Annotated in this window: 22 protein-coding genes; 16 read left to right on the top strand and 6 right to left on the bottom strand. The window is 46.3% G+C overall.

The window, feature by feature from the left end; all coding sequences use genetic code 11:
- Positions 1-22 precede the first annotated feature (22 nt).
- From NYR53_RS33410 to NYR53_RS33390, 5 genes are all read left to right on the top strand, one after another.
- Positions 23-853 (top strand): carbohydrate ABC transporter permease, encoded by an 831-nt coding sequence (locus NYR53_RS33410; RefSeq protein ID WP_261303250.1) that lies wholly within the window; start codon positions 23-25, stop codon positions 851-853.
- A 104-nt stretch (positions 854-957) separates the two neighbouring features.
- Positions 958-2,652: a cache domain-containing sensor histidine kinase gene (locus NYR53_RS33405; protein WP_261303249.1), complete on the top strand. Its 1,695-nt coding sequence runs from the start codon at positions 958-960 to the stop codon at positions 2,650-2,652.
- Positions 2,653-2,671: 19 nt separating this feature from the next.
- The gene (locus NYR53_RS33400; RefSeq protein WP_261303248.1) at positions 2,672-4,294 is read left to right on the top strand and encodes a response regulator; all 1,623 of its coding nucleotides are present in this window, start codon (positions 2,672-2,674) and stop codon (positions 4,292-4,294) included.
- A 131-nt stretch (positions 4,295-4,425) separates the two neighbouring features.
- Entirely contained in the window at positions 4,426-6,768 is a 2,343-nt protein-coding gene (locus tag NYR53_RS33395; protein ID WP_261303247.1) for an ATP-dependent DNA helicase, read from the top strand.
- Between the two features lie 795 nt (positions 6,769-7,563).
- Complete coding sequence (locus NYR53_RS33390; protein ID WP_261303246.1) at positions 7,564-7,938, top strand: VOC family protein; 375 nt, start codon at positions 7,564-7,566, stop codon at positions 7,936-7,938.
- A 15-nt stretch (positions 7,939-7,953) separates the two neighbouring features.
- Here the strand turns inward: NYR53_RS33390 and NYR53_RS33385 are convergent, their stop codons facing one another.
- The 4 genes from NYR53_RS33385 to NYR53_RS33370 all read right to left on the bottom strand — a co-directional run bounded on the left by NYR53_RS33385 (position 7,954) and on the right by NYR53_RS33370 (position 10,355).
- Positions 7,954-8,316 (bottom strand): hypothetical protein, encoded by a 363-nt coding sequence (locus tag NYR53_RS33385; RefSeq protein ID WP_261303245.1) that lies wholly within the window; start codon positions 8,314-8,316, stop codon positions 7,954-7,956.
- On the bottom strand, positions 8,300-8,611 hold the full coding sequence (locus tag NYR53_RS33380; RefSeq protein WP_261303244.1) for a hypothetical protein: 312 nt from the start codon (positions 8,609-8,611) through the stop codon (positions 8,300-8,302). Before NYR53_RS33380 ends, NYR53_RS33385 begins: the two co-directional genes overlap by 17 nt.
- Positions 8,612-8,672: 61 nt before the next feature.
- Positions 8,673-9,056: a VOC family protein gene (locus NYR53_RS33375; RefSeq protein WP_261303243.1), complete on the bottom strand. Its 384-nt coding sequence runs from the start codon at positions 9,054-9,056 to the stop codon at positions 8,673-8,675.
- Between the two features lie 135 nt (positions 9,057-9,191).
- A complete protein-coding gene (locus NYR53_RS33370; RefSeq protein ID WP_261303242.1) occupies positions 9,192-10,355 on the bottom strand; it encodes an iron-containing alcohol dehydrogenase in 1,164 nt (387 codons plus the stop codon).
- Between the two features lie 287 nt (positions 10,356-10,642).
- Here NYR53_RS33370 and NYR53_RS33365 point away from each other — a divergent pair, with 287 nt between their 5' ends.
- From NYR53_RS33365 to NYR53_RS33350, 4 genes are all read left to right on the top strand, one after another.
- A complete protein-coding gene (locus NYR53_RS33365; RefSeq protein WP_261303241.1) occupies positions 10,643-11,038 on the top strand; it encodes a VOC family protein in 396 nt (131 codons plus the stop codon).
- A gap of 7 nt (positions 11,039-11,045) precedes the next feature.
- Positions 11,046-11,915, top strand: a complete 870-nt coding sequence (locus tag NYR53_RS33360; RefSeq protein WP_261303240.1) for a MerR family transcriptional regulator — start codon at positions 11,046-11,048, stop codon at positions 11,913-11,915.
- Between the two features lie 80 nt (positions 11,916-11,995).
- Positions 11,996-12,928 carry an NAD-dependent epimerase/dehydratase family protein gene (locus NYR53_RS33355; RefSeq protein ID WP_261303239.1) on the top strand — a complete coding sequence of 311 codons (933 nt, stop codon included), beginning with the start codon at positions 11,996-11,998 and terminating at the stop codon, positions 12,926-12,928.
- A gap of 132 nt (positions 12,929-13,060) precedes the next feature.
- On the top strand, positions 13,061-14,875 hold the full coding sequence (locus NYR53_RS33350) for an ABC transporter ATP-binding protein (protein ID WP_261303238.1): 1,815 nt from the start codon (positions 13,061-13,063) through the stop codon (positions 14,873-14,875).
- A 159-nt stretch (positions 14,876-15,034) separates the two neighbouring features.
- On the opposite strand, the gene NYR53_RS33345 is transcribed toward NYR53_RS33350, so the two are convergent.
- Positions 15,035-15,646, bottom strand: coding sequence for an FMN-binding negative transcriptional regulator (locus NYR53_RS33345; RefSeq protein WP_261303237.1), 612 nt, complete (start codon positions 15,644-15,646; stop codon positions 15,035-15,037).
- A 200-nt stretch (positions 15,647-15,846) separates the two neighbouring features.
- Here NYR53_RS33345 and NYR53_RS33340 point away from each other — a divergent pair, with 200 nt between their 5' ends.
- The 4 genes from NYR53_RS33340 to NYR53_RS33325 all read left to right on the top strand — a co-directional run bounded on the left by NYR53_RS33340 (position 15,847) and on the right by NYR53_RS33325 (position 19,868).
- Positions 15,847-16,833, top strand: a complete 987-nt coding sequence (locus NYR53_RS33340) for a Gfo/Idh/MocA family protein (RefSeq protein ID WP_261303236.1) — start codon at positions 15,847-15,849, stop codon at positions 16,831-16,833.
- 200 nt (positions 16,834-17,033) lie between these two features.
- Entirely contained in the window at positions 17,034-18,089 is a 1,056-nt protein-coding gene (locus NYR53_RS33335) for an ABC transporter substrate-binding protein (protein WP_261303235.1), read from the top strand.
- A 70-nt stretch (positions 18,090-18,159) separates the two neighbouring features.
- Complete coding sequence (locus NYR53_RS33330) at positions 18,160-19,074, top strand: ABC transporter permease (protein WP_261303234.1); 915 nt, start codon at positions 18,160-18,162, stop codon at positions 19,072-19,074.
- Positions 19,074-19,868, top strand: a complete 795-nt coding sequence (locus NYR53_RS33325; RefSeq protein WP_261303233.1) for an ABC transporter ATP-binding protein — start codon at positions 19,074-19,076, stop codon at positions 19,866-19,868. The genes NYR53_RS33330 and NYR53_RS33325 overlap by 1 nt, the downstream gene beginning before the upstream one ends.
- A 337-nt stretch (positions 19,869-20,205) precedes the next feature.
- Here NYR53_RS33325 and NYR53_RS33320 read toward each other — a convergent pair whose 3' ends face one another.
- A complete protein-coding gene (locus NYR53_RS33320; RefSeq protein ID WP_261303232.1) occupies positions 20,206-21,603 on the bottom strand; it encodes a DUF4832 domain-containing protein in 1,398 nt (465 codons plus the stop codon).
- A gap of 252 nt (positions 21,604-21,855) precedes the next feature.
- Between NYR53_RS33320 and NYR53_RS33315 the strand changes: the two genes are divergently transcribed.
- The 3 genes from NYR53_RS33315 to NYR53_RS33305 are packed head-to-tail and all read left to right on the top strand — an operon-like array spanning position 21,856 to position 26,765.
- Positions 21,856-24,048 carry an NAD-dependent epimerase/dehydratase family protein gene (locus NYR53_RS33315; RefSeq protein WP_261303231.1) on the top strand — a complete coding sequence of 731 codons (2,193 nt, stop codon included), beginning with the start codon at positions 21,856-21,858 and terminating at the stop codon, positions 24,046-24,048.
- Positions 24,041-24,970: a hypothetical protein gene (locus NYR53_RS33310; RefSeq protein WP_261303230.1), complete on the top strand. Its 930-nt coding sequence runs from the start codon at positions 24,041-24,043 to the stop codon at positions 24,968-24,970. Before NYR53_RS33315 ends, NYR53_RS33310 begins: the two co-directional genes overlap by 8 nt.
- Positions 24,945-26,765, top strand: a complete 1,821-nt coding sequence (locus tag NYR53_RS33305) for a DUF2194 domain-containing protein (protein WP_261303229.1) — start codon at positions 24,945-24,947, stop codon at positions 26,763-26,765. The genes NYR53_RS33310 and NYR53_RS33305 overlap by 26 nt, the downstream gene beginning before the upstream one ends.
- The last annotated feature ends 4 nt before the right edge of the window (positions 26,766-26,769 follow it).

Genomic DNA, 26,769 nt, shown 5'->3' with positions numbered 1-26,769 from the left:
GAATGCGAAAGGAGGGTAATTTATGCCGCGCATATCGGGCAGAATCATCACATGGATATTTTTACTTTCGGTTGCGGCGCTTCTGTTGCTTCCCATTGTACTCGCCATGCTCGGTTCCTTTAAGACGAATCAGGAGCTAAATGCTGGCACGTCCATACTGCCGAATGTTTGGCAGTTTGAGAACTACATGTACACGTGGAAAGAAGCCAAATTCTCCAGATACGTGTGGAACAGCTTGATTTACAGCATTAGTGCGACGATTACAACAATCATCATTTGTGCCTTGGCCGCCTACGCTGTCGCGCGTAAAGACTTTCCCGGCAAGAAGCTGCTCATCGGGGTATACTCCGCCATGATGTTTATTCACATGGGTGTAATTACCCTGAAGCCTGCTTATCAAATCATGGTCATGCTCGGTTTGCATAAATCAATTTTCGGATTAATTATTATGATGACCGGGGCGGGCGGAACAACCTTTTTTATTCTATATGCGTTTATTAAAGGGATATCCAAAGATTTGGACGAGGCAGCCATGATCGATGGCGCTGGATCGTTCTATATCTTTTCACGAATCATTCTGCCGCTTTGCACACCGGCGATAGGTGTCGTTGCTTTATTCGCGTTCAGAGGAGCGTGGAACAATTACATCATGCCGCTCGTATTCACTATGTCGCAGCCGGATCTGCAGCCAATTACGGTTGGTCTGGCTAACATTCGCTATGGCTATGGAGGGGCTGTGCAAAGTCATCTCATGTTAACGGGAGCTTGCATTTCCATGGTTCCAATGTTGTTGATCTACCTGCTTGCGAACAAGTCCTTTGTGCAGATGAATGTGGGAGCATTAAAGGGTTGAGTGGTGCGTCATTGACGTGTTAAGATCAGGGCTAAGAACCTAAAGTGAGGCTGGGGATTGACGTGGGCTTGATGTACAGATTGTCTTTTCGCCAGAGGATTTGGATGGCTTTCATACTTGTAGTATCCTTGGCGATACTGGCTACAGGGTTGCTTGCTTATCGGATTGCAGCGGGTGTAGCTGAACAAAATGCATACCGTCTTAGTCAGGATACTCTTAACAAAACATCGCAAGCGCTGGATGAAAAGCTGAACAAAATCAAGACGTCCATTTTCTCTATGATGATGAACACGGATTACAGAAGAGCTGTCGGGCTGGAACCCTCATCTGATTTTCAAAATTATTATACGCACCTATCCGCTTTGCAATCGGTGTTCATACAGCTGAAATTAATTGAACCTTTAATTAATTCCATTCTCATTGCAACGCCAGATGGCCAATACTATGAAACTTCGAAAATCGGACTTCCGCGACAATCTTTCTATTCTACGACACTTTACACTAAGGCCAAAGCTTCATCAGACAGGCACCTTGAGTTCTGGATAGCGGGACATGTAGATCCGTTCTATAACGAGAAGAATGATATGGTCTCCTTTTTGACGGAAGGGGCTATGAATGAAGCTTTAAGTGGCAAGTATGTGCTTGCGAATGTGAAAGTAGAGGAACTTAAAAAGTACATTAACCAATATTTAGACTGGAACGAAGGGCGTTTCATGCTGCTTTCCCGCGAGGGAGAGATGATTTTCCCTTCGGACTTCGGTCTATTTCCAGATTTCAACCAGAATAGTGCTGTTCAGCATGCCCTGCAAAACGATGAAGGCTATTTCGATTATCAGGCCGATGGAAAAGACTATTTCGTCAATTATAAAAGGCTGGGGTCGGCCAAAGAATGGGTCATGTTCAGTGTACTCCCCAAATCGAGCCTGCTGCAGCAAATGGGTAACATCAAGTGGGCAATGATTGCGATTATTCTCATCTGTCTGTTGGTCTCCATCCTGTTCGCGAGACTGTTAACCCGATTGCTGCTTCTGCCGCTGAATCGACTCCAAACCGTAATGAAAAAAGTGGGGCTGAACCAATTGAATGTCCGGTTCGAAAGCGTATTTCGAGATGAAATCACGCAGGTGGGGTATCGCTTTAACCGAATGTTAGATGAAATCAACCGTTTATTCCATGAGGTAAAGGAAGCGGAGACGGAGAAGCGGAAGGCAGAACTGAAAGCGATGCAAGCGCAGATCGATCCGCATTTTCTGTACAACACCTTGAACACGATTTATTGGAAAAGTCAGCTTCAAGAGCATGAACACGTGCAAAATATGGTGCTTTCACTCTCTCGTTTGTTTCAACTCGGATTGAACAAAGGTCGTGAACTCACTACTTTAGAGAACGAAATTACCCATGTGACGCAGTATTTGAACATTCAAAAGCAATGTTACACAGCCTTGTTTGACTTTCAGGTTGATGTGCAGAGTGATGTGGATATAAAACAACATATTTTGAAAATTTTGCTGCAACCGCTTGTAGAGAACTCGATCCTGCACGGATTTAAAAATAAACAAAAAGGTGGATTCATTCACATTCGTATCGTACAGAACGGGAAGCTGCTTGTGCTCGAGGTCGAGGACAATGGGGAAGGGCTTTCCGCTATAAAGGAACCCGGGCAGGAACTGAATGGATACGCGCTGTACAATGTTCAGAAGCGTCTAAATCTCGAGTATGGCAATGATGCCGCATTGCATCTAGCAAGCGAACCTGGTTTATTTACCAAAGCGACCATAACGATTCCATCTTATCCATGAAGAAAAGAGTGGGAAGTGTATGCAGACTAACGACTGGAAGATGTGTGTTATCGACGATATTGTGGCTGTGATTGAGGGTATTTCCAAAAGTGTGCGGTGGAGTGAGCATGGCATTCATGTAGTCGGTACAGCGACGAACGGTGAAGATGGGCTTCGATTGATCGAAGAGATGTCGCCAGATATCATCATTACCGATATTCGAATGCCAAAAATAGATGGACTGGCCTTAACGGAGCGAGTCAAGGCGAAATATCCAAACTGCAAAATCATTTTCATAACGGGATTCACAGATTTTGAATACGCCCAGCAGGCACTTAAATTGGGGGCATTCGATTTTATAGCGAAGCCGTTCTCGTTGGCTGAGATCGTGGAGGCTGTTCTTAAGGCAAAGCTAGTACTCGAAGAAGAGCGAAGTGAAGCTCGTAAACGCTGGCAGCTGGAGCAGAGGGTTAAGACAAGCATACCGATGTTGCAGCAAGAGTTTTTGCAACTGCTGCTGCACCATCGCGGTGAGGAAGAGAATATTCTTAAGCGCTGGGAGTTTCTAGAAATACCGCTTGCCAAAGAGAACTTGACAGTCATGGTCCTGGAAATTGACAACTTTGAGGAGCGATGCCTTCACATTCCAGTTCAAGAAGCGGAATTACTGCGATTCGCTTTGCAAAATATCGTTGAAGAAACGGTATCTGCTTATGCGACTTGTATCGTTTTCAGAGAGACAATGGAGCGATTTGTCACTGTATTTAATGAAAAAGAGGGAAATAGCAGCATGGAGATCGCGGAAAAATGCTGTCAGCACATTGCCATGTATACGCGATTTACGGTATCTATCGGTCTTGGCTTAGCTATTCCCCGCATCAACGAGCTCGCTAGTTCGTACGATCAAGCAGTTGCCGCTTTATCGTACCATTTTTACACCGGAGGCAACGGGGTGTTTAGTTACAATGAAGTAATAACGACCGATATCAGACGTATTTATTGCTCCGTCGATATGGAAAAAGAGCTTTTATACAGCATACGCAGCGGCAATTCGGAAAAAGCATCCGAGATCATAACGCACATTTTCGCTGAATTTATGAGTGCGGAAGAAATGCCTGAACCTGAATATGTCATTAGTTTGTATTATGAGCTCGCCTACATGATGATCCGTGTTTTGTTGGAAATCGTTGCACAAGAAGATGCAATAAGTATTCTACAGAGTGTTCGTGACAGGAGTATGCTGGGGTCGATCTCTATGAGTAAATTGAAAGGGAAGCTGCAGCAGCTATCTCAGCTGTGCTGCGAGTTAATTGAACGGTCGCGGGCAAGTGCTGCCTCATCCATCATTGAGGAGTCTGTACACTATATCCGCAGCCATCTTCATGAGGATCTATCGGTGCAAAGCAGCGCGAGGCTTGTTCATCTCAGCGGAAGCTATTTTGCCAACCTGTTCAAAAAAACGATAGGTATGACCTTTATGCAGTTTGTCACGCAAGAGCGGATGGAACTGGCGAAAAACAGGCTGCTTGCCGGTCATCAAGTTCAGGAAATTGCCTATGCAACCGGATACGGGGATAGGCGATATTTCAGTGAGGTGTTCAAGAAGCATATCGGGATGACACCTTCAGAATTTAGGACGAAGTATATGTCTGGGGAGAATTGAAAACGGACAAAGGAGCCCTCCTTTGTCCGTTTTATGTGTTTATACTTCCATTTATAGTGAGAGAGGTAGCTATTTGGTAATGGCGCATGCTACAATAAAGAACAAATGTTCTAGGACGGAGAAAACATAGAATGACCCCTAACGTCAACATTTCCGTACGCTCCTTGGTGGAATATGTATATCGCAGCGGCAGTATCGAGTCAGGTTTTCGGACAAGTCGAGCGCTGACGGAAGGGACCAAAGCCCACCAGAAACTGCAGAAACAATATGGCGAGTCAGACCAGCATGAGGTTTATGTTTCGGCTGAGATCCCTTATGAGGATCTTTTATTTGTCATCGATGGGCGCTGTGACGGGCTTCTAATGGATGCGGATGGCGTGACGGTTACCGTGGACGAAATTAAATCCACCTCATCCGATATTGGGCAGATCGAGGAGGATTCCTATCCGGTCCACTGGGCACAAGCAAAGTGCTATGCCTATATGGTGGCCAAAGATCGAGGGTTAAGCTGTATGCGAATCCAACTTACGTATATGCAGGTTGATACGGAAGAGACTCGGCGATTTGTTGTTGAAGTTTCATCGGATGAGCTTGAACAGTTCATGCTTGACGTGGTGGAGCGGTATTATCCTTATGCGCAGGCTAGAAACGAGCATGAACAGCGCAGGAATCAGAGCATCAAGGAGCTGTCGTTCCCGTTCCCGAATTATCGTGAAGGGCAGCGTAAGCTGGCCGGTGCGGTGTACAAAACGATAAATGAAGGGCGCAAGCTGTTCGCCAAGGCGCCAACAGGCATCGGTAAGACGATGTCGACCCTGTTTCCATCAGTCAAAGCGATTGGCGAGGGGCTGCTGCAGAGGATTTTTTATTTGACGGCGAGAACAACTACCCGTACCGCTGCGGAAGAAGCTTATTCACTGCTGCAGGCTGGGGGACTTAGGCTGCAAGTTGTCACGATCACGGCGAAGGAGAAAGTGTGCTTTAAGGAGGAAGTGCGGTGCTCGAAGGAGCATTGTGAGTTCGCCGACGGCTATTATGACCGGATCAATGAAGCTGTGCTCGATCTGCTGAGACATGAGACTATCATGACCCGCACAGTTATTGAGTCGTATGCGCGAAAGCATCGGGTGTGTCCTTTTGAGTTCTCACTCGATGTCGCCTATGCTGCGGATGCTGTCATTTGCGACTATAATTATATTTTCGACCCTCGTGTGAATTTGAAAAGGCTGTTCGAGGAACAGAAGCGGCAAACCTCACTCCTTGTAGATGAGGCTCATAATTTAGTGGACCGTGCGCGAGAGATGTATTCTAGCGTGTTAAATAAATCGGATTTCCTTGCGCTACAGCGTGAGTTCAAGGGTTTACGGGCTGAGCTGCATGATGCGGCTAAGGCCATTAATCAGTACTTTATTGCGCTGCGTAAGCAAATAGGGGATCGCCAGATGCAGGTGGAGCCTGAGCTGCCGGAGCCATTGATTGGACTGCTGGACGTGTTTATTGCAGCAGCGGAAAAAGAGCTGGCCGGGGCAGGCGCGGCAACACCCACAACGCCAACAGCCCCGCTGCTGTTGGAGGCATACTTCGGCGCACAAAATTTTGTGCGCATAGCGAAGCTATACGATGAACGGTATGTGACGTTCATGGCATGTGACAGGAACGAGGTCAGCGTGAAACTATTCTGCCTCGATCCCTCCCACTTGCTTCGGCAGATGGGCAAGGGATATCGGTCGCATGTGTTTTTCTCGGCGACCCTCTCACCGCTGTCCTACTTCATGGACACGCTAGGAGCTGGGGAGGACGACTATTCTGTGACGGTGCCGTCTCCTTTTTCCAAAGAGCAGCTGGATGTCTTCGTTCAGCCTCTGTCTACTCGCTACCAGGATCGCGAGCGCAGTCGTGAGCCGATTGCCCGCTCGCTATATGAGCTGGTGGCGAAGCGTTCGGGTAATTATTTGGTGTTTTTCCCTTCGTATGCCTATATGAGCAGCGTGTATGAGGCTTTCACTGATCTCGTAGGTGAGCAGGAGGCCCTGCATCCAGAGCAACCGGAAAGGGAGCTCCGAGTTCTTGTACAGCAGACGCAGATGTCGGAGGAGGAGCGGGAGCACTTTCTGGCGGAGTTTCAATCGGGAACGGAGAAGACGCTTGTAGGCTTTGCTGTGATGGGCGGCATCTTCTCAGAGGGCATTGATCTAGTGGGGGATCGGCTAACAGGCGTAGCCGTCGTCGGAGTCGGTTTGCCGCAGCTGGGGCCTGAACGCAACCTTATCAAGTCGTATATGGACAGTACCGGGAAAAACGGCTACGAGTATGCCTATGTGTTCCCAGGCATGAACAAAGTGCAGCAGGCAGGCGGGCGCTTGATCCGCTCCGAAACAGATCGCGGCGTTCTACTGTTGATCGACGATCGCTACCTGCAGCCGCTATATCAACGTCTACTGCCTGAAGAGTGGCGTGACTACACAGTGCTGTAGGGCCAGCGTTAGTAGTTTTATGTTATGCTTTGCGAATATAGCCATACTTAGAGCGAGGTACTGAAAAAGGCGGAGAACCCTTTTGTATAGAGGGATCTTCGCCTTTCGTTGAAAGATAAGAATTTATATGTTTTGGGTTGGAGCGAAATTTAACGAGAAGAAGTATCTATGGTCGCTTTGTGATAAACCTGCAATTATACATACTTTTTTTCTTTGAATAGCTCCTATTCGTAAAAGCCTGCAATCGTGCAGGCTTTTACGGTCTTTTTTAATTTCAGGATGGAAAGGCTTAAAATTCCTGCATAATAGCAGGCATTTTCTCTTTTCAAACGATTTTAGGAAAAATACCTGCACTTTCGCAGTTATTGTGGACCTTGAGTGGATTATCGTTCTCCTCGTACATTAGTGAAGCCCTAAGGGGATGCCAACTACTAAACGCAAAAGTCTTGTTGTACATCGGAAAACAGCGAGAAGCCCCTAGGGATGTTCGCTAAAGCAAAAGGAGCGTTAAGAACACCCTGACGATTTTTCTTACAAAAGCAAGTAAATCTCTGAAATTGTGGAGCATCAGTTGAATTCCATTGGAATTTTTCCAATGGAGTTCTGATTCAGGATTATGGATACCGTATGCTATTGGAATTTCTCCAATAGAAATGAAGATAACACGAGCAATAGCGGCACCCCGTCTCACTCATAGCACAAAAACAGTGGAATTTAAAGGAAGTTACTGATAAAATTAAAATTAAAAAACGAAACTATGTTTCATCACGTGAAATTTCTTAGGAGGGGTTATGTATGAACTTTTCGTTTCATGGGATTGACCATATTCAATTAGCGGCTCCTGAAGGTTGTGAAGATGAAGCGAGAAACTTTTTCGCGAAATTACTAGGCTGGACAGAAATCCCGAAACCGGAGAACTTAAGAAAACGCGGCGGAGTTTGGTTTCAATGCGGTATTCATCAGGTTCACATTGGGGTTCAGAAGGATTTTGTTCCTGCTGCAAAAGCTCATCCAGCCTTTCAGGTCAGTCAATTAGACGAGTTGCAGAGATATTTGATGAGTCATAACATACAAATCGTTCCAGATGATGCAAGGGACGACGAGGGAGTCAAACGATTCTATTTGAATGATCCATTCGGCAATCGACTTGAATTTATTGAATGGCTTTAATAAGAATATACGGCCTCAGTGCTCGTATTCTTGTTTCCATTTTTGGATAGCTAAAATGAATTCATTTCGATGGTTGCCTGGAAAATGCTCCAAAACCCTATGATTAGGGGCATCAGCTGCCATTATTTTAGAAACAGGGGCCACACGCAAAATTTCTGCGATATCGTTCGTTATCCTAAAAACTATTCGAATGTCAACGTCTTGTAGGGTAATCGCTTTACAACCTGCGAATTTAGGATTCGAACAATGGCTAAACTCTTCGCCAACCTCATTCCCTCGGTAACTTAATTCATCGATTGCTTGATTGACTGCATCTAATACGGATATATCCAACTGCCAATACTCCTGAGCTGCTCCTGCATCAAAACGAATAGCCAATCGCTCCTTCGTGTGGTTCTTTGCGAATATCTGTCCAAATCAACATGGAGGCTGGGTCTTGCGTGAGTCGATCGATTCGTTCATTCAGGATGCGCTCTTCCTCCTGTTCTTCTAGCTGAGCCAGTCGTGCAAACATTTGCTCGAAGTAAGGATACCCAACCATTACCGTATCGACGACACCGTTCTCGGTTATGAATTGGGGTCGATCTTTCGCTTTCTTGCGCAGCTCGCCAAATTTTTTGGAAGCTGTGGTAGAACTGACCAATTGATCGGCTGTAAAAGTAAGTTTTGTCATGGATATAGTATGATCCTTGTCGCTTTAAGTATTCAGATGCTGATGGAGACTGTCTATACGTTTATTTACAAACCATTAACAGGTTACCGTCCGGATCTCGAAATGCAAACCATTGCTCATTTTGGATCTCTGTAACAAGCTCCACCTCGTTATTTTTCATGAATTCATAAGAAGCTTGAATATTCTCGGTTTGAAACATAAAAGCAGGTGTTTGATAAGTTGGAGGGCCACCAGGCTCGTTGCCGCCCCACATGGGCATTTGATCAAGCACAAGGGATGTTCCGTCCATGGGAAGAGCGTAGAGGTGTCCGAACAAGATTTCCCCGTCAGGAGCTACACCAAGTAACTTACAATACCAATCTCGTGCATGTTCAATATTCCTAACGGGAATAAAGACGTTGCTAATTCGATTCTTAATCGGACTTGGCACACGAACCTCACTCATATCAATTCAACCTCCAAATAAGGAATAATTTCCCTATAAGTATTTCATACGAACCCCTGTCTGTAAATGATTTTCAGCTTTTTCACCAGAAATAAAAAAGAGTGAGTTGACAATAATGTCAGCTCACTCCTATTTTCATAATGACATCCGATAAATGTTCACAACATCTTCGCGAGTCAGCTTCTTAAAGTTACCAAAATCCCCGTAAACCATGGCTTTATCGGCCATGAGCTCAATAGTCGAGTCGTCGATGTCGTAATTGGACAGTCGGCTTGGCGCGCCAATGGAGGCAAAGAATTCACGAAGAGCCGCGATGCCTTCCTCGGCAACTTGGCGGTCCGATTTGTCTATCGCATCAATGTCAAAAACGTTCTGGGCGAACTGTTTGAACCGCGCCACGTTTGCATCGAGCGTGTAAGTCATCCAGTTCGGGAAGAGAATCGCTAAGCCTCCGCCGTGCGGAATATCGTGAACGGCTGACACGGCGTGCTCCAGATTATGTGTCGCCCAATCGCCGCGAACACCCATGCTTAGAACTCCGTTAAGCGCCATTGTACCGCTATATAGAATTGTTGCACGTTCTTCCAGATCATCTAGGTCTCGCAGCAAGCGCGGAGCCGTATCGATCACTGTGCGAAGGATTGTTTCACAGAAGCCATCCTGCAGCGGTGTGTTAGTCGTATGATGGAAATACTGTTCAAACACGTGAGACATGATGTCAACCATGCCATAGACGGTCTGATTTTCTGGCAAGGAAGTCGTGTGAGCGGGGTCGAGAATCGAAAATTTAGGGAATGAGAACGGACTGCCCCAACCAAGTTTCTCTTTGGTCTCCCAGTTCGTAATAACAGAACCGGAATTCATTTCTGAGCCCGTTGCTGCGATGGTGAGAACAGTTCCCAGAGGCAGCGCACCAGTTGCAGAAGCCTTCCGTGTCACGATATCCCAGAAGTCACCCGCGTACTTCGCTCCTACAGCAATAGCTTTGGCGCAGTCGATGACGCTGCCACCGCCAACAGCGAGGATGAGGTCAATGTTTTGGTTGCGGCACATCTCTACACCCCGATGAACAGTTGTTAGTCTGGGGTTAGGCTCTACACCGCTCAGTTCGAAGATATTAACATCCAAGCCTTTCAACAGGTGAACAACTTTCGTATAAATGCCATTCTGCTTAATGCTCCCGCCGCCGTAGACGAGCAGCACGTTCTTGCCATATTTAGGTACCTCAGCCGTTAATTTCTCCAGTTGTCCCTGACCGAAATGCAGTGTGGTTGGATTATAAAATGTAAAACTATTCATCGAAATAACCTCCTCGGTGAGTCTGTAGGTAGAATGTTCTTACCCATTCATTGTATAAAAGAAACAGTGAAAAACAAAATCTGACTACTCCTAAGGATAACGACAGCCCCTGCTTTGGATTCCTAGCGCGTGAAAGGCGGATCTCCCAACCAGTAGATCGTTCCATCCCGCGTAACAAAATGTTGAAAAACCTGCTGCTCTTAGTTTGGGGATCGTATTCACTTTCCTAGGCTAAATCTGATATGATCGGTCTGTATTCAACGATTATTGATTAGGAGGGAAGCAGCATGGCAACGTTAACTCCATACATTTACAGCAGTGATGCAAGAAAACAAGCTGACTTTTACGTGAAGGCACTAGGCGGGGAATTGGTTAGCCTTCGTACGTTCGCGGATATGCCGGATGCGGATGAATCCATCAAAGATCGCGTCATGCATCTAGAGCTGCAAGCCCTTGGCCTTCGCTTCTTCATGGCTGATTCAGGTAATGATACGGTCGATAGAGGCCACGGGTTGGATTTGACGCTTGCATTTAAGGCCGAAGAAGAAGCGCGTCGTATATTTGATGGACTTTCCGAGGGGGGTATTGTGAAAATGCCTTTCGAGCGCATGTTCTGGGGGACGATGTTCGGTCGTCTGGAAGATCCGTTCGGCGTGATTTGGCAGATAGCAACCGAGTCGTAATCATCCTATGAAAAATATGCTAAGCAGGCAGGGGTACACCGTCGGACAGACGTCGAAAATTTGTCAGACCTCGATCCAAACGCTCCATTTCTATGACAAAATTGGGCTAGTGAAGCCGCACCGTGTGGATGGGCAGAATGGCTATCGATACTACTCCAGTCAAGATATTCTTGCGATTAAAATTGTTCAGGACTTGCAGAGCATGCAGTTCACGCTGGAGCAGATCGGTCAGATTTTCAAAAGCAAAAGCGTGGAAGGCATACCGGAGCTGATGCGTGGGAAAAAGGCGGAAGCGGAAGAAACGATCCGCACGCTGGAGACGGTCGTCGGAACGATTGATCAAAGGCTGCGGCATTTGGACGCCGGGCGGCAGCTGCGCAACGAGTTCGAGCATTCGCAAGTTGTGGTAGAGCTGAAAACATATCCAGATCGCTTCGTCGCTTTCGAGCGCAAAAGAGATGCATGCGGGATGGAGGCTTCCGTTATGCGCTTTATGGCGCTGCTGGACCGGGTCAAAGAGCACGGATTGTCGATGGATGGACACTTTTTGACTATTTACCATGAAGATATACTTACGTTTGACAGGGGAGACTCTGATATTGAGATTTGTGTGCCGCTGCTGCCAAGTCAGCCCGAACCTGCCTTTACCCGGTGGCTGCCAGGCGGGGATTACATATCCGCGGTATACGCGGGCTTTCCTAATGAAGATACGTGTAAATCGCTGTTCCAACGTTTGAAAGATTGGATGAGCCTGAATGGCTATGAAGAAAACGGCCCTGTGCTGGAGCGGTATTTGATTGATTTTACCCATATGATGAATCCAGATGACTTTATTGTTGATCTTCAAATTCCTGTGAAAAATGCATTGACCCTATAGTTGCTATAGGGTTTATTGTTGTTTCCATAAGAAGCAGCCAGTCGGTCATTCTGGCGAAAATTTTTTTGGGAGGATGCAGCATGGAAGTCATATTGGGAGCGGGTCCGCTGGGCAGGGCCGTCATGAAAGAGCTTTTGAAGAGAGGGAAGAAAGTCAGAATGGTTAACTCCTCGGGCAGGGCAAGTGTGCCTGATGGTGTTGAGGTGATGCAAGCAGATCTGATGAGTGAAAGCGGTGCTCTAACTGCGCTAAAAGGGGCAAAGAACGTTTTTCAATGCGCGGCGCCTCCTTATAATAAGTGGGATGGGTTGTTTCAGAGACTGATGAGCCATATTACGAAAGCAGCTGCCCATCATAAGTCGAATCTAATCATGGGGGATAACCTCTATATGTACGGCGAAGTTAAAGGGGCGATGCATGAAGGACTGCCTTATAAGGCTTCCACGCGTAAAGGCAAGGTAAGGGCTGAAGTTGCTCGCGAGCTGTTGGATTTACACCAAAAAGGGAATGTGAGAGTAACAATCGGCAGAGGGTCAGATTTCTTTGGACCGCAGGTAGAAAACTCGTCCGTTGGTTCGCGCTTTTTCACACCGGTAGCGGCTGGGAAGTCGATTTCACTGCTTGGGAACCCTGATGCGCTGCATACCTTTACATATATAGACGACTTCGGACGAGCCCTCGTGACCCTGAGTGAGCATGAAGATGCCTTCGGTCAGGTGTGGCACGTGCCAAATGCAGAGACCATAAGCGCTCGGCGATTCGCGGAACTAGCCTACGAGGTTGCCGGGCACTCTCCTCGCATTGGCACGATGGGCCGTGGGATGCTCCGCCTCGGTGGTCTATTCATTCCGGCGGCCAAGGAGGTTGTCGAGATGCTGTATCAGTTTGAGCAGCCTTTCGTCGTGGATAGCCGGAAGTTTGTACAGCGTTTTGGCGGAGAAGCGGGACCTACGCCGCTGCGTACAGCGCTTACCGAGACCGTGGCGTACTATCGCGAGAGGACAAAGAAATAGGAGGCTGCTTCTCCGCCTGAAGGCCGATGGGATTTGTTTATATTCCGTTTAAAATAGAAGTGTATGATACCTAAGTAAGCAATCATACCAGAGAGACGGATGAACATCCAATCGGTAAAGGAGTAGAGATAGATGGCATTTACAAGGAAAGAAGAGCCTAAGGTTAAGAGCAACTGGCGCGGGTTCGCTCGTTTGCTCGCACAGGCTAACCCGCCTAAGCTCGTATTAAGTATAGCGCTAGGGTTAAGTATTATTTCAACAGTGGTGGGGTTGGTCATTCCACTATTTACGAAGAACGTCGTTGACAGCTTCTCCATTAGTTCCTTGAATTGGGGACAGATTAGCGGTATGGCGATCGCTTTTGTTGCATCGGCTATAGCTTCCGGGATTTCGGTGTACCTACTGAACTTTGCTGGACAGCGAGTTGTGGCCGGCATTCGGGATCGTTTGTGGAAGAAGCTGCTCGTGCTGCCGGTTAGATACTATGACAGCCATCAGACGGGAGATACTATCTCTCGGATGACGAATGATACTGCGGTTATTAAGGGACTCATTGCCGAGCATATGGCTGGTTTCGTCACAGGGATCATCTCGATCATTGGATCTATTGTGGTGCTTCTGTTTATGGATTGGAAAATGACGCTTATCATGTTCAGCGTATTCCCGATAGCCTTCATCATTCTTTTTCCGCTGGGGCGGCAAGCGTTTAAAATATCCAAGGGCATGCAAGCTGAGACAGCTGGCTTCACTTCCGTGCTAAATCGCGTGCTATCGGAAATGCGCTTAGTGAAAGCTGCAAATGCTGAGCCTGTTGAGTATAAAGAAGGTGCCGCAGGGATTCAAAGACTTTTCAAATTCGGGCTCAAAGAAGGTCGGATTCAAGCATTAATGGCGCCACTTGTCACCTTTGTCATGCTCATGCTGTTTGTCGTGCTTTTCGGGTATGGCGGCATGCAGGTTGCCTCGGGGGCTATCTCAGCTGGTCAGCTCGTTGCTTTCATGCTGTATTTGTTCCAAATTGTTGCGCCGATTACGCAAATTACGCAGTTTTTCAATCAGGTACAGAAGGCGATGGGGGCGACCGACACGATCCTCAAGGTACTTGATTACGAAGAAGAGAATCCGCATGCTGGAGTACCTGTCACGAATGCCTCGCAGTCGATTCACTTCGATCAGGTATCTTTCAGCTACAAAGAAGGAGAGTCTGTTCTGAAAAATGTCAGCTTCACCATGGAAGCGGGCAAGGTAACGGCAATTGTAGGACCGAGCGGCAGCGGGAAGACGACGATGTTCTCTCTTTTGGAAAGATTTTATGCGCCGCAAAAGGGTTCAGTCACGCTGGGTGCAGACCGTATTGATCAATTCTCGCTTATTTCTTGGAGGAGTCAGATTGGTTATGTTTCGCAGGAGAGTCCGCTCATAGCAGGCACGATTCGGGACAATATCTGTTACGGCTTGCAGCATGAAGTGACGCTGGAGGAGTTAAAGCGGGCTTCGCGGATGGCGTATGCCGACGACTTTATCGAGGACCTGCCGGATAAGTATGATACGGAAGTCGGTGAGCGAGGGATCAAGCTATCTGGTGGACAGCGGCAGCGGATCGCCATTGCGCGAGCCTTGCTGCGGGATCCGAAGATACTGATGCTGGACGAAGCGACATCGAGTCTGGACAGTAAATCGGAGGTTGTTGTGCAGCAGGCTCTGCAAAATTTGATGCAGGGACGCACCACGTTGGTGATTGCGCATCGCTTATCGACGGTCGTAGATGCCGACCAAATTATCTTTCTGGACAAAGGCGTCGTGACGGGCAGTGGTACACACCAGCAATTGCTGGAGTCCCATGAGATGTACCGCGAGTTTGCTACGCAGCAGCTGCAGCTTCACGAAATGACATCTTCGGATCACTCACAGCTGGAGTCTGTGGCAACTGCGGAGGTTCATTCGTAAAATAGGATGAGCCAAGAATGCGAAAAGCGTTTCAAACCCTGGTGTGCAGGGATTTGAAACGCTTTTTTATAGCTCGGAAAGAGGGAGAGAAAGAAAGAAAGGAAGAGAGAGAAAGGAGTCCTTATTTAATCGTCTGTACACGATAAAATGAGAGAAGGTTCAAGATTTAAGATTTTCTCTCATAAGAGAGGCAATCTTACGTTCATCTTCACCAGTCCTATTTTCTAACTGCTGAATAACAAGCTTTTGGCGCTCTGCTGGATTGTTTTGACTCAATTTCGCCTTACCTTCGATACGAGTAATTTTGATTCGAAATCCTTGAATACCTTTACTCAAGCCTGCTAAATAACTAGCATCTACCTGATCTAATTGATAGGAACTGCCCGGTTCTTCATATTTTAAAACCAAATCAGTTAACGAATTCAACACTTCTTGTGTATCGTTTACAAGCTCAACCTGGCCATATACATGAACGGCTGCATAATTCCAAGTGGGAACTGCAGTAGATGTTTCATACCAAGAGGGAGAGATATAGCAATGCGGACCATGAAAAATCGCTAAGACCTCTTGCTTTTCGATATCGTTCCATTGCGGATTAGGGCGTGCAAAATGTCCAAATAAGTATTCTCTATTTTTATCCAATGATAAGGGTAGGTGAGTTGCGAATGGAACGCCTTGATGTTGAGAAATCAGTGTGGCAAAACCATTTTTCTCGATAATATCGTAAGTAATCAAGTCGTCATTTATTTCGAAGTGTGATGGAATGTACATATTTTCACCTTCCTAATTCGTTTTTCATAAATTATAGCCATTCTGGTGGTACAGAAGAAGTACCAATTTATCATAAAAGTATTGGACCATTCATGTTGTCAGCCGCTTTTATAAGAAAAGGTCAAAGGAGGAGGCGATCTGATGTCGAATATGTAGGATAAAATCTTGTATCACTGTGACCTGATGGGAGGTTTGGGAAAGTGGATAAGGTACGATGGGGTATTATTGGTTGTGGGGATGTGACGGAGGTCAAGAGCGGGCCTGCCTTACAGAAGGCGGAGGGTTCTGAGCTTGTCGCTGTGATGAGAAGAAGTGGTGCGCTAGCTGAAGATTATGCCAAAAGGCACGGAGTTGCTGCATGGTACGATGATGCGGAAGCGCTGGTAAACGATCCGAATGTCAATGCGATTTATGTCGCGACACCGCCAGGTTTTCATCGGGAATATACGCTGCTGGCGGCACGGGCGGGAAAGCCTGTCTATGTGGAAAAGCCGATGGCGAGGAATCATGCGGAATGTTTGGACATGATTGCAGCTTGTGAAGAAGTAAAGGTGCCCTTATTCGTGGCCTATTATCGCAGAGGCTTGGCGAAATTTGTTGAGATCAAGAGTTTGCTTGACAGCGGTATCATTGGTGAAGTCCGATTTGTGCAGACGACTTTTCTCCAAACCTTGAGGGAAGATGATGGACAGGAGCAGCCGTGGCGCATACGGCCGGAGATTTCCGGAGGCGGTTTGTTCGTTGATTTGGCGAGTCATACGCTGGATATTCTTGATTATTTACTTGGTCCAATTGGCGAAGTAAAAGGTTTTGCCAGAAATCAGTCAGCGCAGTATCAAGTCGAAGATATCGTAACAACGACCTATGCTTTTGAGTCTGGTGTTATGGGTACTGGGATTTGGAGTTTCAATGCGTTCAAGCGCAGTGACATAACTGAAATTACTGGGAATCTAGGTAAAATTTCGTTTTCGACGTTTAGTGATGATATTCGCTTGGAGTTGGCAAATGGTCAGATCGAGGAGTATGCGGTTCCGTATCCGGCTCATGTGCAACAGCCTCTTATTCAATCAGTGGTTAACGAGCTGCGGGGGATTGGTAAAAGCCCTAGTAACGGTCGGACTGCGGCGCGAACGAATCGGGTGATGGACGAATTGCTTCGTGACTTTTATCTTCCTAGGCAGTCCTGAACAATTTTCTCCAGATGCTTACAGAAAACATATAAATGAGGATAAAACAATTGACGGAAACCCACGAGCCCTTTAAACTATGGTTAATTAATATGGAGTCTTGGGTATTTCATATCCTCAAACTTTGTCCCGCAAAAGCGTTAAAGTGGTGAGTGAGCAATGAGTCCAAGCGATAAATGGGAACTTAGAGAGGGGTAATTATGTTGAAAAAGAAAGCACTCGTATCATTCGTATTATCAGCAGCTCTTATGGTCGTAGCAGGTTGTGGACAGAAGGCGGCTCCGTCTCCGGCAGCAAGCGCTGCGGCTTCAACAGCTCCGGCAGCAACAGCTGCCGCGCAAAAGTCTTATAAAGTAGCGATTTCACAAATTGTTGAACATCCGTCCCTAGATGCAACACGTCAAGGATTCTTGGCAGCGCTTAAAGATGGCGGTATCGTCGAAGGTACCAACTTGAAAGTTGATTTCAACAATGCGCAAGGCGATCAACCGAATAACTTATCCATTGCTCAAAAAATTGCTTCCGCCGACTACGATTTGGTACTTGGTATCGCAACACCATCTGCACAAGCGCTTGTACAGCAAGTGAAGAAATCTCCAATTCTGTTCGCGGCTGTTACAGACCCGCTTGCAGCCAAAATTGTTAGCAATGTGGACAAGCCGGGCGGTAATGTTTCCGGAGCTTCGGACACGAACCCAATGGCTGTTGCGCAATTAATGGATTTCGTTGCTGCGAACATGCCTAAAGTGAAAACAGTTGGTCTTGTTATTAACGAAGGAGAGCCTAACGCTGTTATCATGGCCAAAAATGCCGAGCAAACCTTAACGAAGCATGGTATTAAGCTGATTAAAGCGCCGGTTACCAATACGTCTGAGGTCAAACAAGCTGCGCAATCCCTTGTTGGGCGCGCGGATGCTTTCTTGATTACACTTGATAACACAGTCGTAAGCGGTGTGGATGGTATTATTCAAATTGCAAATGATAAACATATTCCGTTCTTCTCTAGTGACCGAGATACCGTAGAAAAAGGTGCTTTTGCAACAGTTGGCTTCAAATATTATGATCATGGCTACCAAGTTGGCCAAATGGCTGTCGACATTCTCAAGAATGGTAAAAAACCGGCAGACATGAAAGTAACTGTTCCTGAAAAGATGGATCTGATCTTAAACTTGAAAGCAGCAAAAGCTCAAGGAATTGATGTAACAGACGCTATGAAAAATGCAGTAAAAGATAAAGAGAAAAACATCATTCAGTAAGGATTCAGACACAAAAGGGGTGAACGTCGCTTTCGTTCACCCCTTTTTTTCAAAGTAGGAGGTTATTCACATGATGGATTCAATGAATGGTGCCGTCGAGCTAGGTCTTCTCTATGCATTGATGGCGCTTGGTGTTTATATCACGTTTCGCATTCTCGATTTCCCCGATCTAACGGTGGACGGGAGTTTTACAACGGGCGGCGCTGTTGCAGCTATCATGATTGCTCATGGCTATTCGCCGGTGCTAGCTTGTTTGGCTGCTTTTGCAGGCGGGCTTTTGGCGGGAGCTTGTACGGGACTGCTTCATACGAAGGGTAAAATTAATGGACTTCTATCAGGGATTCTCATGATGATTGCCTTGTATTCCATTAATATGCGCATTATGGGCAAGCCGAACATTTCACTTCTCAATGTCGATACAATATTCACTTCCGTGTCGCCGATTACGGTAGTGCTTATTATCGTTGTCGTATTCAAATTGCTGTTAGATGCGTTCCTGCATACTGACTTGGGACTTGCTCTGCGAGCAACGGGTGATAATGCGCGAATGATCCGCAGCTTCGGCGCAAACACCGACAATACTACGATTCTAGGCGTTAGCTTATCGAACGGATTAGTGGCACTATCTGGAGCTCTCATCGCGCAGCAGTCTGGCTTTGCCGACATCTCGATGGGGATCGGGATGATCGTCATTGGACTGGCTTCCGTTATTATTGGGGAAGCGATTTTTGGCGCTCGGACGGTTTTTCAAGCGACGCTGGCTGCTGTACTCGGTTCCATCGTGTACCGTATTGTTGTCGCATTGGCCCTGCGCGTCGAATGGCTCAAAGCATCAGACTTGAAGCTTATTACCGCGATTATTGTTATTATCGCGCTTGTTCTACCTTCCGTGCAGCGGGCCATTAAGCAAAAAGCAACAGCGAAAAGGCGTTCGGCTGAACTCATCGCCCTTGCTGTGAAAATGAACAAGGGAGGTGATCGTTAATGCTTCAGCTCTCGAACGTTTCTAAGCTATTTAACCCCGGTTCAGCGGATGAGAAAATCGCGCTAATCGGTATTAACTTGAATCTCAAGCCCGGTGACTTCGTCACGGTCATTGGCAGTAACGGCGCCGGTAAATCGACGCTGATGAACATCATTTCCGGCGTCATGACGCCGGATGCCGGCGAAGTGCGAATCGGCGGCGAGGTCATTCACCACCTGCCGGAATACGAGCGCAGCCGCTGGGTCGGCCGCGTCTTTCAAGATCCCATGGCGGGGACCGCTCCTCGAATGACGATCGAGGAGAATCTCGCCATGGCGTATGCCCGCGGCAAGAAGCGCGGGCTAAGCTTCGGCGTCACCGCGCGTAAGCGCGCGCTGTTCCTGGAACAGCTGCAGCGCCTCGGCATCGGCCTGGAGGGCCGTCTGCGCGCGAAGGTGGGCCTGCTCTCCGGCGGAGAGCGTCAAGCCCTCAGCTTGCTGATGGCTACGTTCACCAAGCCGCAGATTTTGCTGCTTGATGAGCACACCGCCGCGCTGGATCCTTCGCGCGCGGAGCTCATCACACGATTGACAGAGGAAATCGTGCGCGAGATGAAGCTGACCACTTTGATGGTCACGCACAACATGGAGCAGGCGATTCGTCTCGGCAACCGCCTGATTATGATGGACAAAGGGCGCATCATCCTTGATGTGAGCGAGGAACGGAAGAAGGACCTCACCGTGGAGCAGCTGCTCGGTGAGTTCGAGCACATCAGCGGCAACAAGCTGTCGGATGACCGCGTGGTGCTGGGTTAAAACGAAAAGCCTTCGGCGACAGGGATGGATTCCCTGAGTCGAAGGATTTTTTTGGTTTGTATGTTTTGGATTAAGGGGGGCGGCGAAGCTTACCCCCTATTTAGCGTGACCAATTAAGGATGTCGCTGAGTTGATTTACTTGTTTAATTGTTCACTTATTTGTGTATTTATTTATAAAGGAATTAGTGAATTAGGAAGGGAAGTTGTACAACGTACAACAATTTCCCCCGCATCTTTGCAAGCACGCTCGTTTAAGGACGGTGTAGCCGGGTTTTTGCTATAATGAAATCTTTGCTTATAGGATCCAGTGTTACTAGACAATTTGACTTGAATGCTGTTAATCAAGTACCCTAACTGTTCCAAGCGAATAACGACCGTCGCTTCTCCTGCCGTCGTTAGCGAAGTCCACTTCTGGTTTGCCAGTTTGCGGATTAAGGATCGCAGCGTTGACCTTATAGTTTCCAGGCGCAAGGTTCTTAGGAATTGACAATGTGCCCGTTACATCTTTTTCTCCTGGAAGCCATTCGCGAATATCTATTGTCCGCATTTGGGACACGATGGCTCCCTGTTCATCCGTTAGGGAAAGCTCCAAGGGCCAAGCAAAGTAAAAGGGGGCTACTCCTCTGTTGATCATGGTAAGTTGGACGTGCAGCGGGTTTCCCGCATGAATATCCTTTTCGTGAGACTCCTTTGCGATAACAAACCGATATCCAATGGTTTTCAAGAATCGGTCAATATTCGACTGAAGCCGACCGCCGAGAGGCTCTGTGTAAGGAGCGCTAGGACCGAGCCAGCTTACATGCGTTAGCTTCGACTGCAACAAGGTTTCTTCAATATGAGCATCATTCAAATAGTCTCCATCAGGTGTAAATTCGCCACCGCTAGGTGCTGATTTCCAGAAGTCAGGCATGGCCGGCTGATCATTTTGAGTAAGCCAAGACTTATATCCATAGGTGTACCATTGCAGAAACCCGTCAATCGTTGACTTGCGTGAGCCGAAAGCGTCATTAAACAACCCAAGTCCATGATTCAATGCGATTTCATGAGGTCTTCTCATTAGCAAACGCTTTTGTTTGAAATTTTGCAAATAATGCTCAACATATAGATCGGTAACGTCTTCTTTAGGGAATTCGATCGGTGAGTTTCCTTCGTTATGGGTATGCCACTCGCCCCAATGTCCTACGCTGCCCAGCTCGATAAAGGCAATTTGGAGATCGTTATCGTAGCGATTACCTAAAGCCTGGATCAGGCGTTCGTGATTTTCGATCAGAACAGGATTGTTATAATCCGGACTAAATCCCTTACCGTAGTCAGAATCGTAGGGAACCCCTTTTTCGTCGATTTCTTTATATAACCAGTCCGGAATATCTTTATGCGGTGTTTTACTCGGGTAATCGAGGACCACTCTGAGAATAAGGGATACTCCCTTTTGCTTCCATAAAGCAAATTGAAATTTTTTTTCAATGGCATCAAAGGCATACTTCCCTTTTTCCGGTTCCAGGTCAGCCCATGTTAAATTTGCATAAGCAAGCCGAAAGGGCTGCTTGGCCTCATTATATTTTGCGTCTATAACAAACCCCATAAAGGGGTTATTCAGAACTTGATTCGTTTCCGCGGGAAAGTAAGAGATTCGGTTTATAACTTCAATTGCCATAAGTTTCCGGTAGCCGAAAACGCACAATATCCCCAGAATAAGGCTTATAGCGATAAGCACACGATGAAGACGGAATTTCACGAGATGTACCTCCTCCAGGATCTATCTTTGAAATATTATCAGACAGGGAATGACGTTACAATACAGATATTGGCACGTATGTTAATTATATTTTAAAAATAGGTCTAAAGAACTAAAAATAGGTTGAAAAACGCAATATTTTGCTGTTAAATGGCGAAAAAATATGCTATAAGTACTATATTGATACTTTCTATTTGTACCGAAATTAAGATGAATGGAAAGCATAAATAATCTGTCCTGGAGGAACTCAGTATGAAGGTGTTAATTACAGGAGGATATGGCTTTATTGGATCTTTTGTCGCAGAACGCTTCTATAAAGAAGGTTATGAAGTTTATATCATAGATAATTTGTCTACCGGCAATAAGCAGAATGTAGATTTTAAGCATAAAGGCTATGTATTGTCCGTGGAGGATCGGAAATGCGAGGAAATTTTTCGCAGTAACCGGTTTGATTCTGTCGTTCATCTCGCTGCTCAAGTGAATGTGAAGACATCGGTTGAAGACCCGAGACTGGATTCGAAATCCAATGTACTCGGGCTTTCCAACATGCTTTCATTATCTCAGAAATATAATGTTCATAAGTTTATTTTCGCTTCTTCTGCTGCCGTTTATGGAAACAATGATGAAATTCCTCTGACGGAATCCTCGGTCTGTAATCCTATTTCCCCTTATGGTATTAATAAATGGATTGGTGAAACGTATTGCAGCAAGTGGAAGCAATTGTACGGTTTGAATACGCTTTGCTTCCGTTTTTCTAACGTATACGGACCGCGTCAAGGCAGCGTCGGCGAAGGTGGCGTTATCTCCATATTTATGGAAAAAGTGATAAATGGAAAAGAACTCGTCGTTTACGGAGATGGCGGGCAAACGAGGGACTTCATCTACGTGGAAGATGTGGCAGACGCTATTTATCGTTCGTCTTATTCCCGTTTGGATGGTGTGTATAATTTATCAGCGAATACGGAGAATTCGGTTAATCAATTAATTAGTGCGTTGGAAGGTATGCATGGCTCGGTGGCCATCGTGCATTCAGAGCAGCGTGAAGGGGATATATACCGTTCCAAGCTGGACAACAGTCGTATAGCGAACGATTTAGACTGGGTACCAAAGAATTCGTTTCAGCAGGGGCTTGCGAAGACGTACAATTGGTTCGTTCAGAAGCATGCCTCACAAGAGCAGACACGAGTTAAGGCAAAGAAACAAACCGCTCCTTCAAGACTAGGACAAGTCATTCGAACGTTGATGCCTTATGCAGAGAATGCGTTTGCCTTCGGATTTACAGCATGGATGAGCCTGCTGCTCAGAGACAGCTTGTCTGACTTTATCGATATCAAAATTATTTATATTATTTTGTTCGGCATCCTATACGGCAATAGACAATCTATGCTTGCTGTCGGGATGTCAACCGGACTTTATATTTATAATGAACTCAGTAAAGGTCGGGAAATGCTTTCGCTATTTTACGATCCTGACTTTTTCTTTCATATCGCTGTCTACTTGTTTATTGGATTAGTCGTCGGATATACGGTTGAGCGGAAAAACACCATGCTTGAATCGAAGAAGAAAGAGCTTGAATCGCTGTCCGAGAAACACGAGTTTTTAACAGAGGTATTTAAGGAGACTCGCCAGGTTAAGGATGAGCTTCAGCAGCAAATTATGAACAACGGAGACAGCTTTGGTAAAATTTATTCTGTTGTTAAAGAGCTGGAAAGTCTGGAGCCGGAAAAAATCTTTACTTCGACGGTTAGCGTCGTGGAATCGGTCATGAAATCGCAGACGGTTACGATCTATACGGTGAATAAATACGGCAGCTACCTCCGTCTCTTGGCTAGGTCAAGCGGTACGCAATTTGACGCGAGCAAATCGATGAAGGTGGAGGATTTCCCTTATATCCAAAAGCTCCTTCAGGAGAAGAAGCTTTTTGTTAACAAAGATTTAAAAGGGGACATCCCCCTCCTTGCCGCTCCTGTCTTCAATAATGGCAAAGTCGTTGCTGTCATTTCTGTCCATACCATGAAGTTTGATTATTTTACGTTATATCACCAGAACCTTTTCAAAATTATAGTGGACTTAATCTCTTCCTCCCTTTCGCGAGCACTTTCCTATGTGGAAGCTACGGCCGTTCAGCGGTATATGGATGGAACGCCTGTATTAAAACCGGAGGTTTTTGCCGACATATTAGCTAGTAAACAAGTTGCTAATGCCAAGCATGGCGTTGAGTTTATGCTGCTTACGCCAATCGATGCTTTTGATGTTTCCGATGAAACGCCACAGAAAGTTTCAAGATTTTTGCGGGAAACGGATTATTTGGGTATGAGCAGGGACGGGAAGCTTCTTGTGCTTCTCTCCAATTCGAGCCAGGAGGAAGCATCCTTCGTCTTAAATCGTTTTGAGCAAAATGGTATTTATATGCGCATGCTAGACGAGGAGTTCAGCAATGCTTGAGTGGATCCTGCTTGTTTACATCGTATTTTGCTCTGCAGTCATCGGATTCCGGCATCGGCAGGATAAGAACGAAGCTTGGGTTCGTATCGTACTTGCTGTCGGATTTCCTGTAATCGGATTTCTTCTGCCTGCCTTTCGCTCCAAGCGTTGGCATGAACGTAACGATGTACGTCATCAACAAGCGAGGAAATCGTTGTTTGACGATATTCTTATCGAAAACGATCATCTTCCGGATGTGGTGAGCAGGTTGGAAACGGAAAAGGAAATGAATGTAGTCCCACTGGAGGAAGCGCTGCTCGTCAATGATATTTCCACGAGGCGCCGGGTGATGATTGATTTACTGAAGCAGGATTCTTTGGACTATTTGGAAGTTCTTCAAATGGCCGTCAGTAATGACGATACGGAAACGTCGCATTATGCGGTTAGCGCGATTATGGAGATGAAGCGCAAAATAACACTAAACCTGCAAGAGCTGGCGGTTAAGTTCGAGGAGAACAAGGAAGACACGCATGTTCTTCGTTCTTACTCCGACATATTAAAATCTTATATGCGCAGTGGTTTTCTTGATGAACGGACCCGGATTAAATATAGCTATACTTACACGAACGTGTTGAAATTGTTGATTGAACAATCGCCGGATTCAGCGGAAGTCTATGTCGATAAGATTAGAACCGATCTTGATTTGGAAGAGTATGCGGAAGCGGAACAGACAGCTTTACTGTATTTAAAGCAGTATCCGCTGCATGAGGATGCTTATCTCAGTTTAATGAAAGTGTATTATACGATGCGTTCGATCGAGCAATTGAAGTCGACGCTGATACAATTAAGAAAATCTCCCATTCGATTATCGAATCAGGCATTAACTATCGTGAGGTTTTGGTTGGAGGAGAAGACGGATGAACAAAGTCAAATTCAATCGTAACGTCTATATCATTCTGATAGGTATATTGCTGCTAGCTATCGCTGTTCAAATTACGAATTCTAAATTTATTCTTCAATTCAACCGCAACGGTACAGCGAACGATGGCCTGAAGGGGTTGAAATCAGCTGTTGCCCAGATACAGCCTTCCGGTAAGCCCTATTGCATTGTATTCGATAGTACTGATGACTTCAGTGAGAAACAAAAGACCCAAACGGAGTATGTGCTAGGATACATGAAAAAGCCGGTAAAGACTCTCGATGTTCAAAGTGGAGCTTTCCAAGCTTCGGGGTGTCAAGTCGTCATATCGACGTTCGTTGACATGGGCTTGCTTGGAAATCTCGATGAGCTCGCTCAATATGTGGCACAAGGCGGATATGTATTCCAAGAGACGACTCCCGTAAAGGGGGATGCTTTTTATCGACTTTACCGCAAGATGGGAATTGTGAACGCGGGCGAGAGTCATGATGCCCAGGGTGTTCATCTGACTTCTAATGTATTGATAGGTGAGGAAAATTTAATCATTAACGATCCATTCATCACCAATTCGGTGATGTCGGTTGAGCTCGATAAGAAGAGCAAAGTTTTGGCGAAAACGGTGGAGGGCGCTCCTCTTCTTTGGGAGTATCCATATGGTCAAGGCAAGTTCATGGTATTTAACGGGACCATGCTGCAGGAAAAAATGAATCGCGGACTCATTTCAGGAGCAATTAGTATGCTGGAGCCTGTGTTTGTATACCCGATCTTCAATTCGAAGATTGTCTATCTGGATGATTTTCCTATGCCGATAGCTTCGGTAATAGATCCAATCATTTATAATGAGTATCACAAAACGAGGCCTGCCTTTATCAAAGATATTTGGTGGCCGGATATGCTCGCGTTGGCGAAGCAGAGTGATGTTAAATATACGGGGGTTCTGATAGAATCCTATCAGGATCGAGTCAAGCCTCCTTTTGAATCACCGACAGACAAAGATTCAAAGGGGCTTATCTCGTACGGACGTGAGGTGTTGAAGAGCGGCGGTGAAATTGGGCTGCATGGGTATAACCATCAATCGTTTACAGGAAGTCAAGAAGTCGCGGATGAGTTCGGTTATAAGCTATGGAGCAGTACCGATGATATGGCGGCGGCAACCAAGGAAGCTGTGAATTTTGCACACGAAGCTTTTCCGAGTTACTCCATGGTAACGTATGTCCCACCATCTAATGTGCTTAGTCCGGAAGGCAGAGAAGCGATTAAGAAGAGTTGGCCGACGCTTGCGGTCATTGCTTCTTTATATCCTGAAGACGGAAAAGGACTAGCTTATGTGCAGGAATACAGCATTGCGAAAGATGGCATTGTGGAGATGCCGAGGGTGACTTCGGGCTATACCGAAGGCGATTTCCAACGGTGGTTAATTGCAAATGCCATAACGACGCATGGGGTTTTTTCTCATTTTGTCCATCCCGATGACGCCTATTCAAAGGATCGTAGCGGGGGTTTGACTTGGGAGAAGATGTATAAAAACTTTTCCGAAATGCTTGAACGTATCCATCAAACTTATCCATGGCTGAGGGCGATGACTTCCGCAGAAGCTGCTTTCGATATGGAGCAAGAACTCGCGGGCCAAGTTACGTTAAGTACGGAAGGGAATGTCTTGCATGGCAAGATTGCGCCTTTCCACGACCGCGCCTTCTTTATTTTAAGGATGGAAAATAAAATAGGTAAACTTCGTGGCTGTAAGATAGAAAAAATAGATAACAACACGTATTTGATCACAGCGAATAATAATGAATTTGACATCGAATTGGGTGGATGAAGAG

This window comes from Paenibacillus andongensis (assembly GCF_025369935.1).
In the GTDB taxonomy this organism is placed as follows: Bacteria; Bacillota; Bacilli; order Paenibacillales; family NBRC-103111; genus Paenibacillus_E; species Paenibacillus_E andongensis.
Note: the sequence above shows the minus strand (reverse complement) of the source record. Positions and strands in the feature narration are given on the sequence as shown.

What these genes read in the sequence shown, in the direction of transcription:
- NYR53_RS33410 (WP_261303250.1), top strand. Translation starts at nt 23, where the DNA reads ATGCCGCGCATATCGGGCAGAATCATCACATGGATATTTTTACTTTCG.
- NYR53_RS33405 (WP_261303249.1), top strand. Translation starts at nt 958, where the DNA reads ATGGCTTTCATACTTGTAGTATCCTTGGCGATACTGGCTACAGGGTTG.
- NYR53_RS33400 (WP_261303248.1), top strand. Translation starts at nt 2,672, where the DNA reads ATGCAGACTAACGACTGGAAGATGTGTGTTATCGACGATATTGTGGCT.
- NYR53_RS33395 (WP_261303247.1), top strand. Translation starts at nt 4,426, where the DNA reads ATGACCCCTAACGTCAACATTTCCGTACGCTCCTTGGTGGAATATGTA.
- NYR53_RS33390 (WP_261303246.1), top strand. Translation starts at nt 7,564, where the DNA reads ATGAACTTTTCGTTTCATGGGATTGACCATATTCAATTAGCGGCTCCT.
- NYR53_RS33380 (WP_261303244.1), bottom strand. Translation starts at nt 8,611, where the DNA reads ATGACAAAACTTACTTTTACAGCCGATCAATTGGTCAGTTCTACCACA.
- NYR53_RS33375 (WP_261303243.1), bottom strand. Translation starts at nt 9,056, where the DNA reads ATGAGTGAGGTTCGTGTGCCAAGTCCGATTAAGAATCGAATTAGCAAC.
- NYR53_RS33370 (WP_261303242.1), bottom strand. Translation starts at nt 10,355, where the DNA reads ATGAATAGTTTTACATTTTATAATCCAACCACACTGCATTTCGGTCAG.
- NYR53_RS33365 (WP_261303241.1), top strand. Translation starts at nt 10,643, where the DNA reads ATGGCAACGTTAACTCCATACATTTACAGCAGTGATGCAAGAAAACAA.
- NYR53_RS33360 (WP_261303240.1), top strand. Translation starts at nt 11,046, where the DNA reads ATGAAAAATATGCTAAGCAGGCAGGGGTACACCGTCGGACAGACGTCG.
- NYR53_RS33355 (WP_261303239.1), top strand. Translation starts at nt 11,996, where the DNA reads ATGGAAGTCATATTGGGAGCGGGTCCGCTGGGCAGGGCCGTCATGAAA.
- NYR53_RS33350 (WP_261303238.1), top strand. Translation starts at nt 13,061, where the DNA reads ATGGCATTTACAAGGAAAGAAGAGCCTAAGGTTAAGAGCAACTGGCGC.
- NYR53_RS33345 (WP_261303237.1), bottom strand. Translation starts at nt 15,646, where the DNA reads ATGTACATTCCATCACACTTCGAAATAAATGACGACTTGATTACTTAC.
- NYR53_RS33335 (WP_261303235.1), top strand. Translation starts at nt 17,034, where the DNA reads ATGTTGAAAAAGAAAGCACTCGTATCATTCGTATTATCAGCAGCTCTT.
- NYR53_RS33330 (WP_261303234.1), top strand. Translation starts at nt 18,160, where the DNA reads ATGATGGATTCAATGAATGGTGCCGTCGAGCTAGGTCTTCTCTATGCA.
- NYR53_RS33325 (WP_261303233.1), top strand. Translation starts at nt 19,074, where the DNA reads ATGCTTCAGCTCTCGAACGTTTCTAAGCTATTTAACCCCGGTTCAGCG.
- NYR53_RS33315 (WP_261303231.1), top strand. Translation starts at nt 21,856, where the DNA reads ATGAAGGTGTTAATTACAGGAGGATATGGCTTTATTGGATCTTTTGTC.
- NYR53_RS33310 (WP_261303230.1), top strand. Translation starts at nt 24,041, where the DNA reads ATGCTTGAGTGGATCCTGCTTGTTTACATCGTATTTTGCTCTGCAGTC.
- NYR53_RS33305 (WP_261303229.1), top strand. Translation starts at nt 24,945, where the DNA reads ATGAACAAAGTCAAATTCAATCGTAACGTCTATATCATTCTGATAGGT.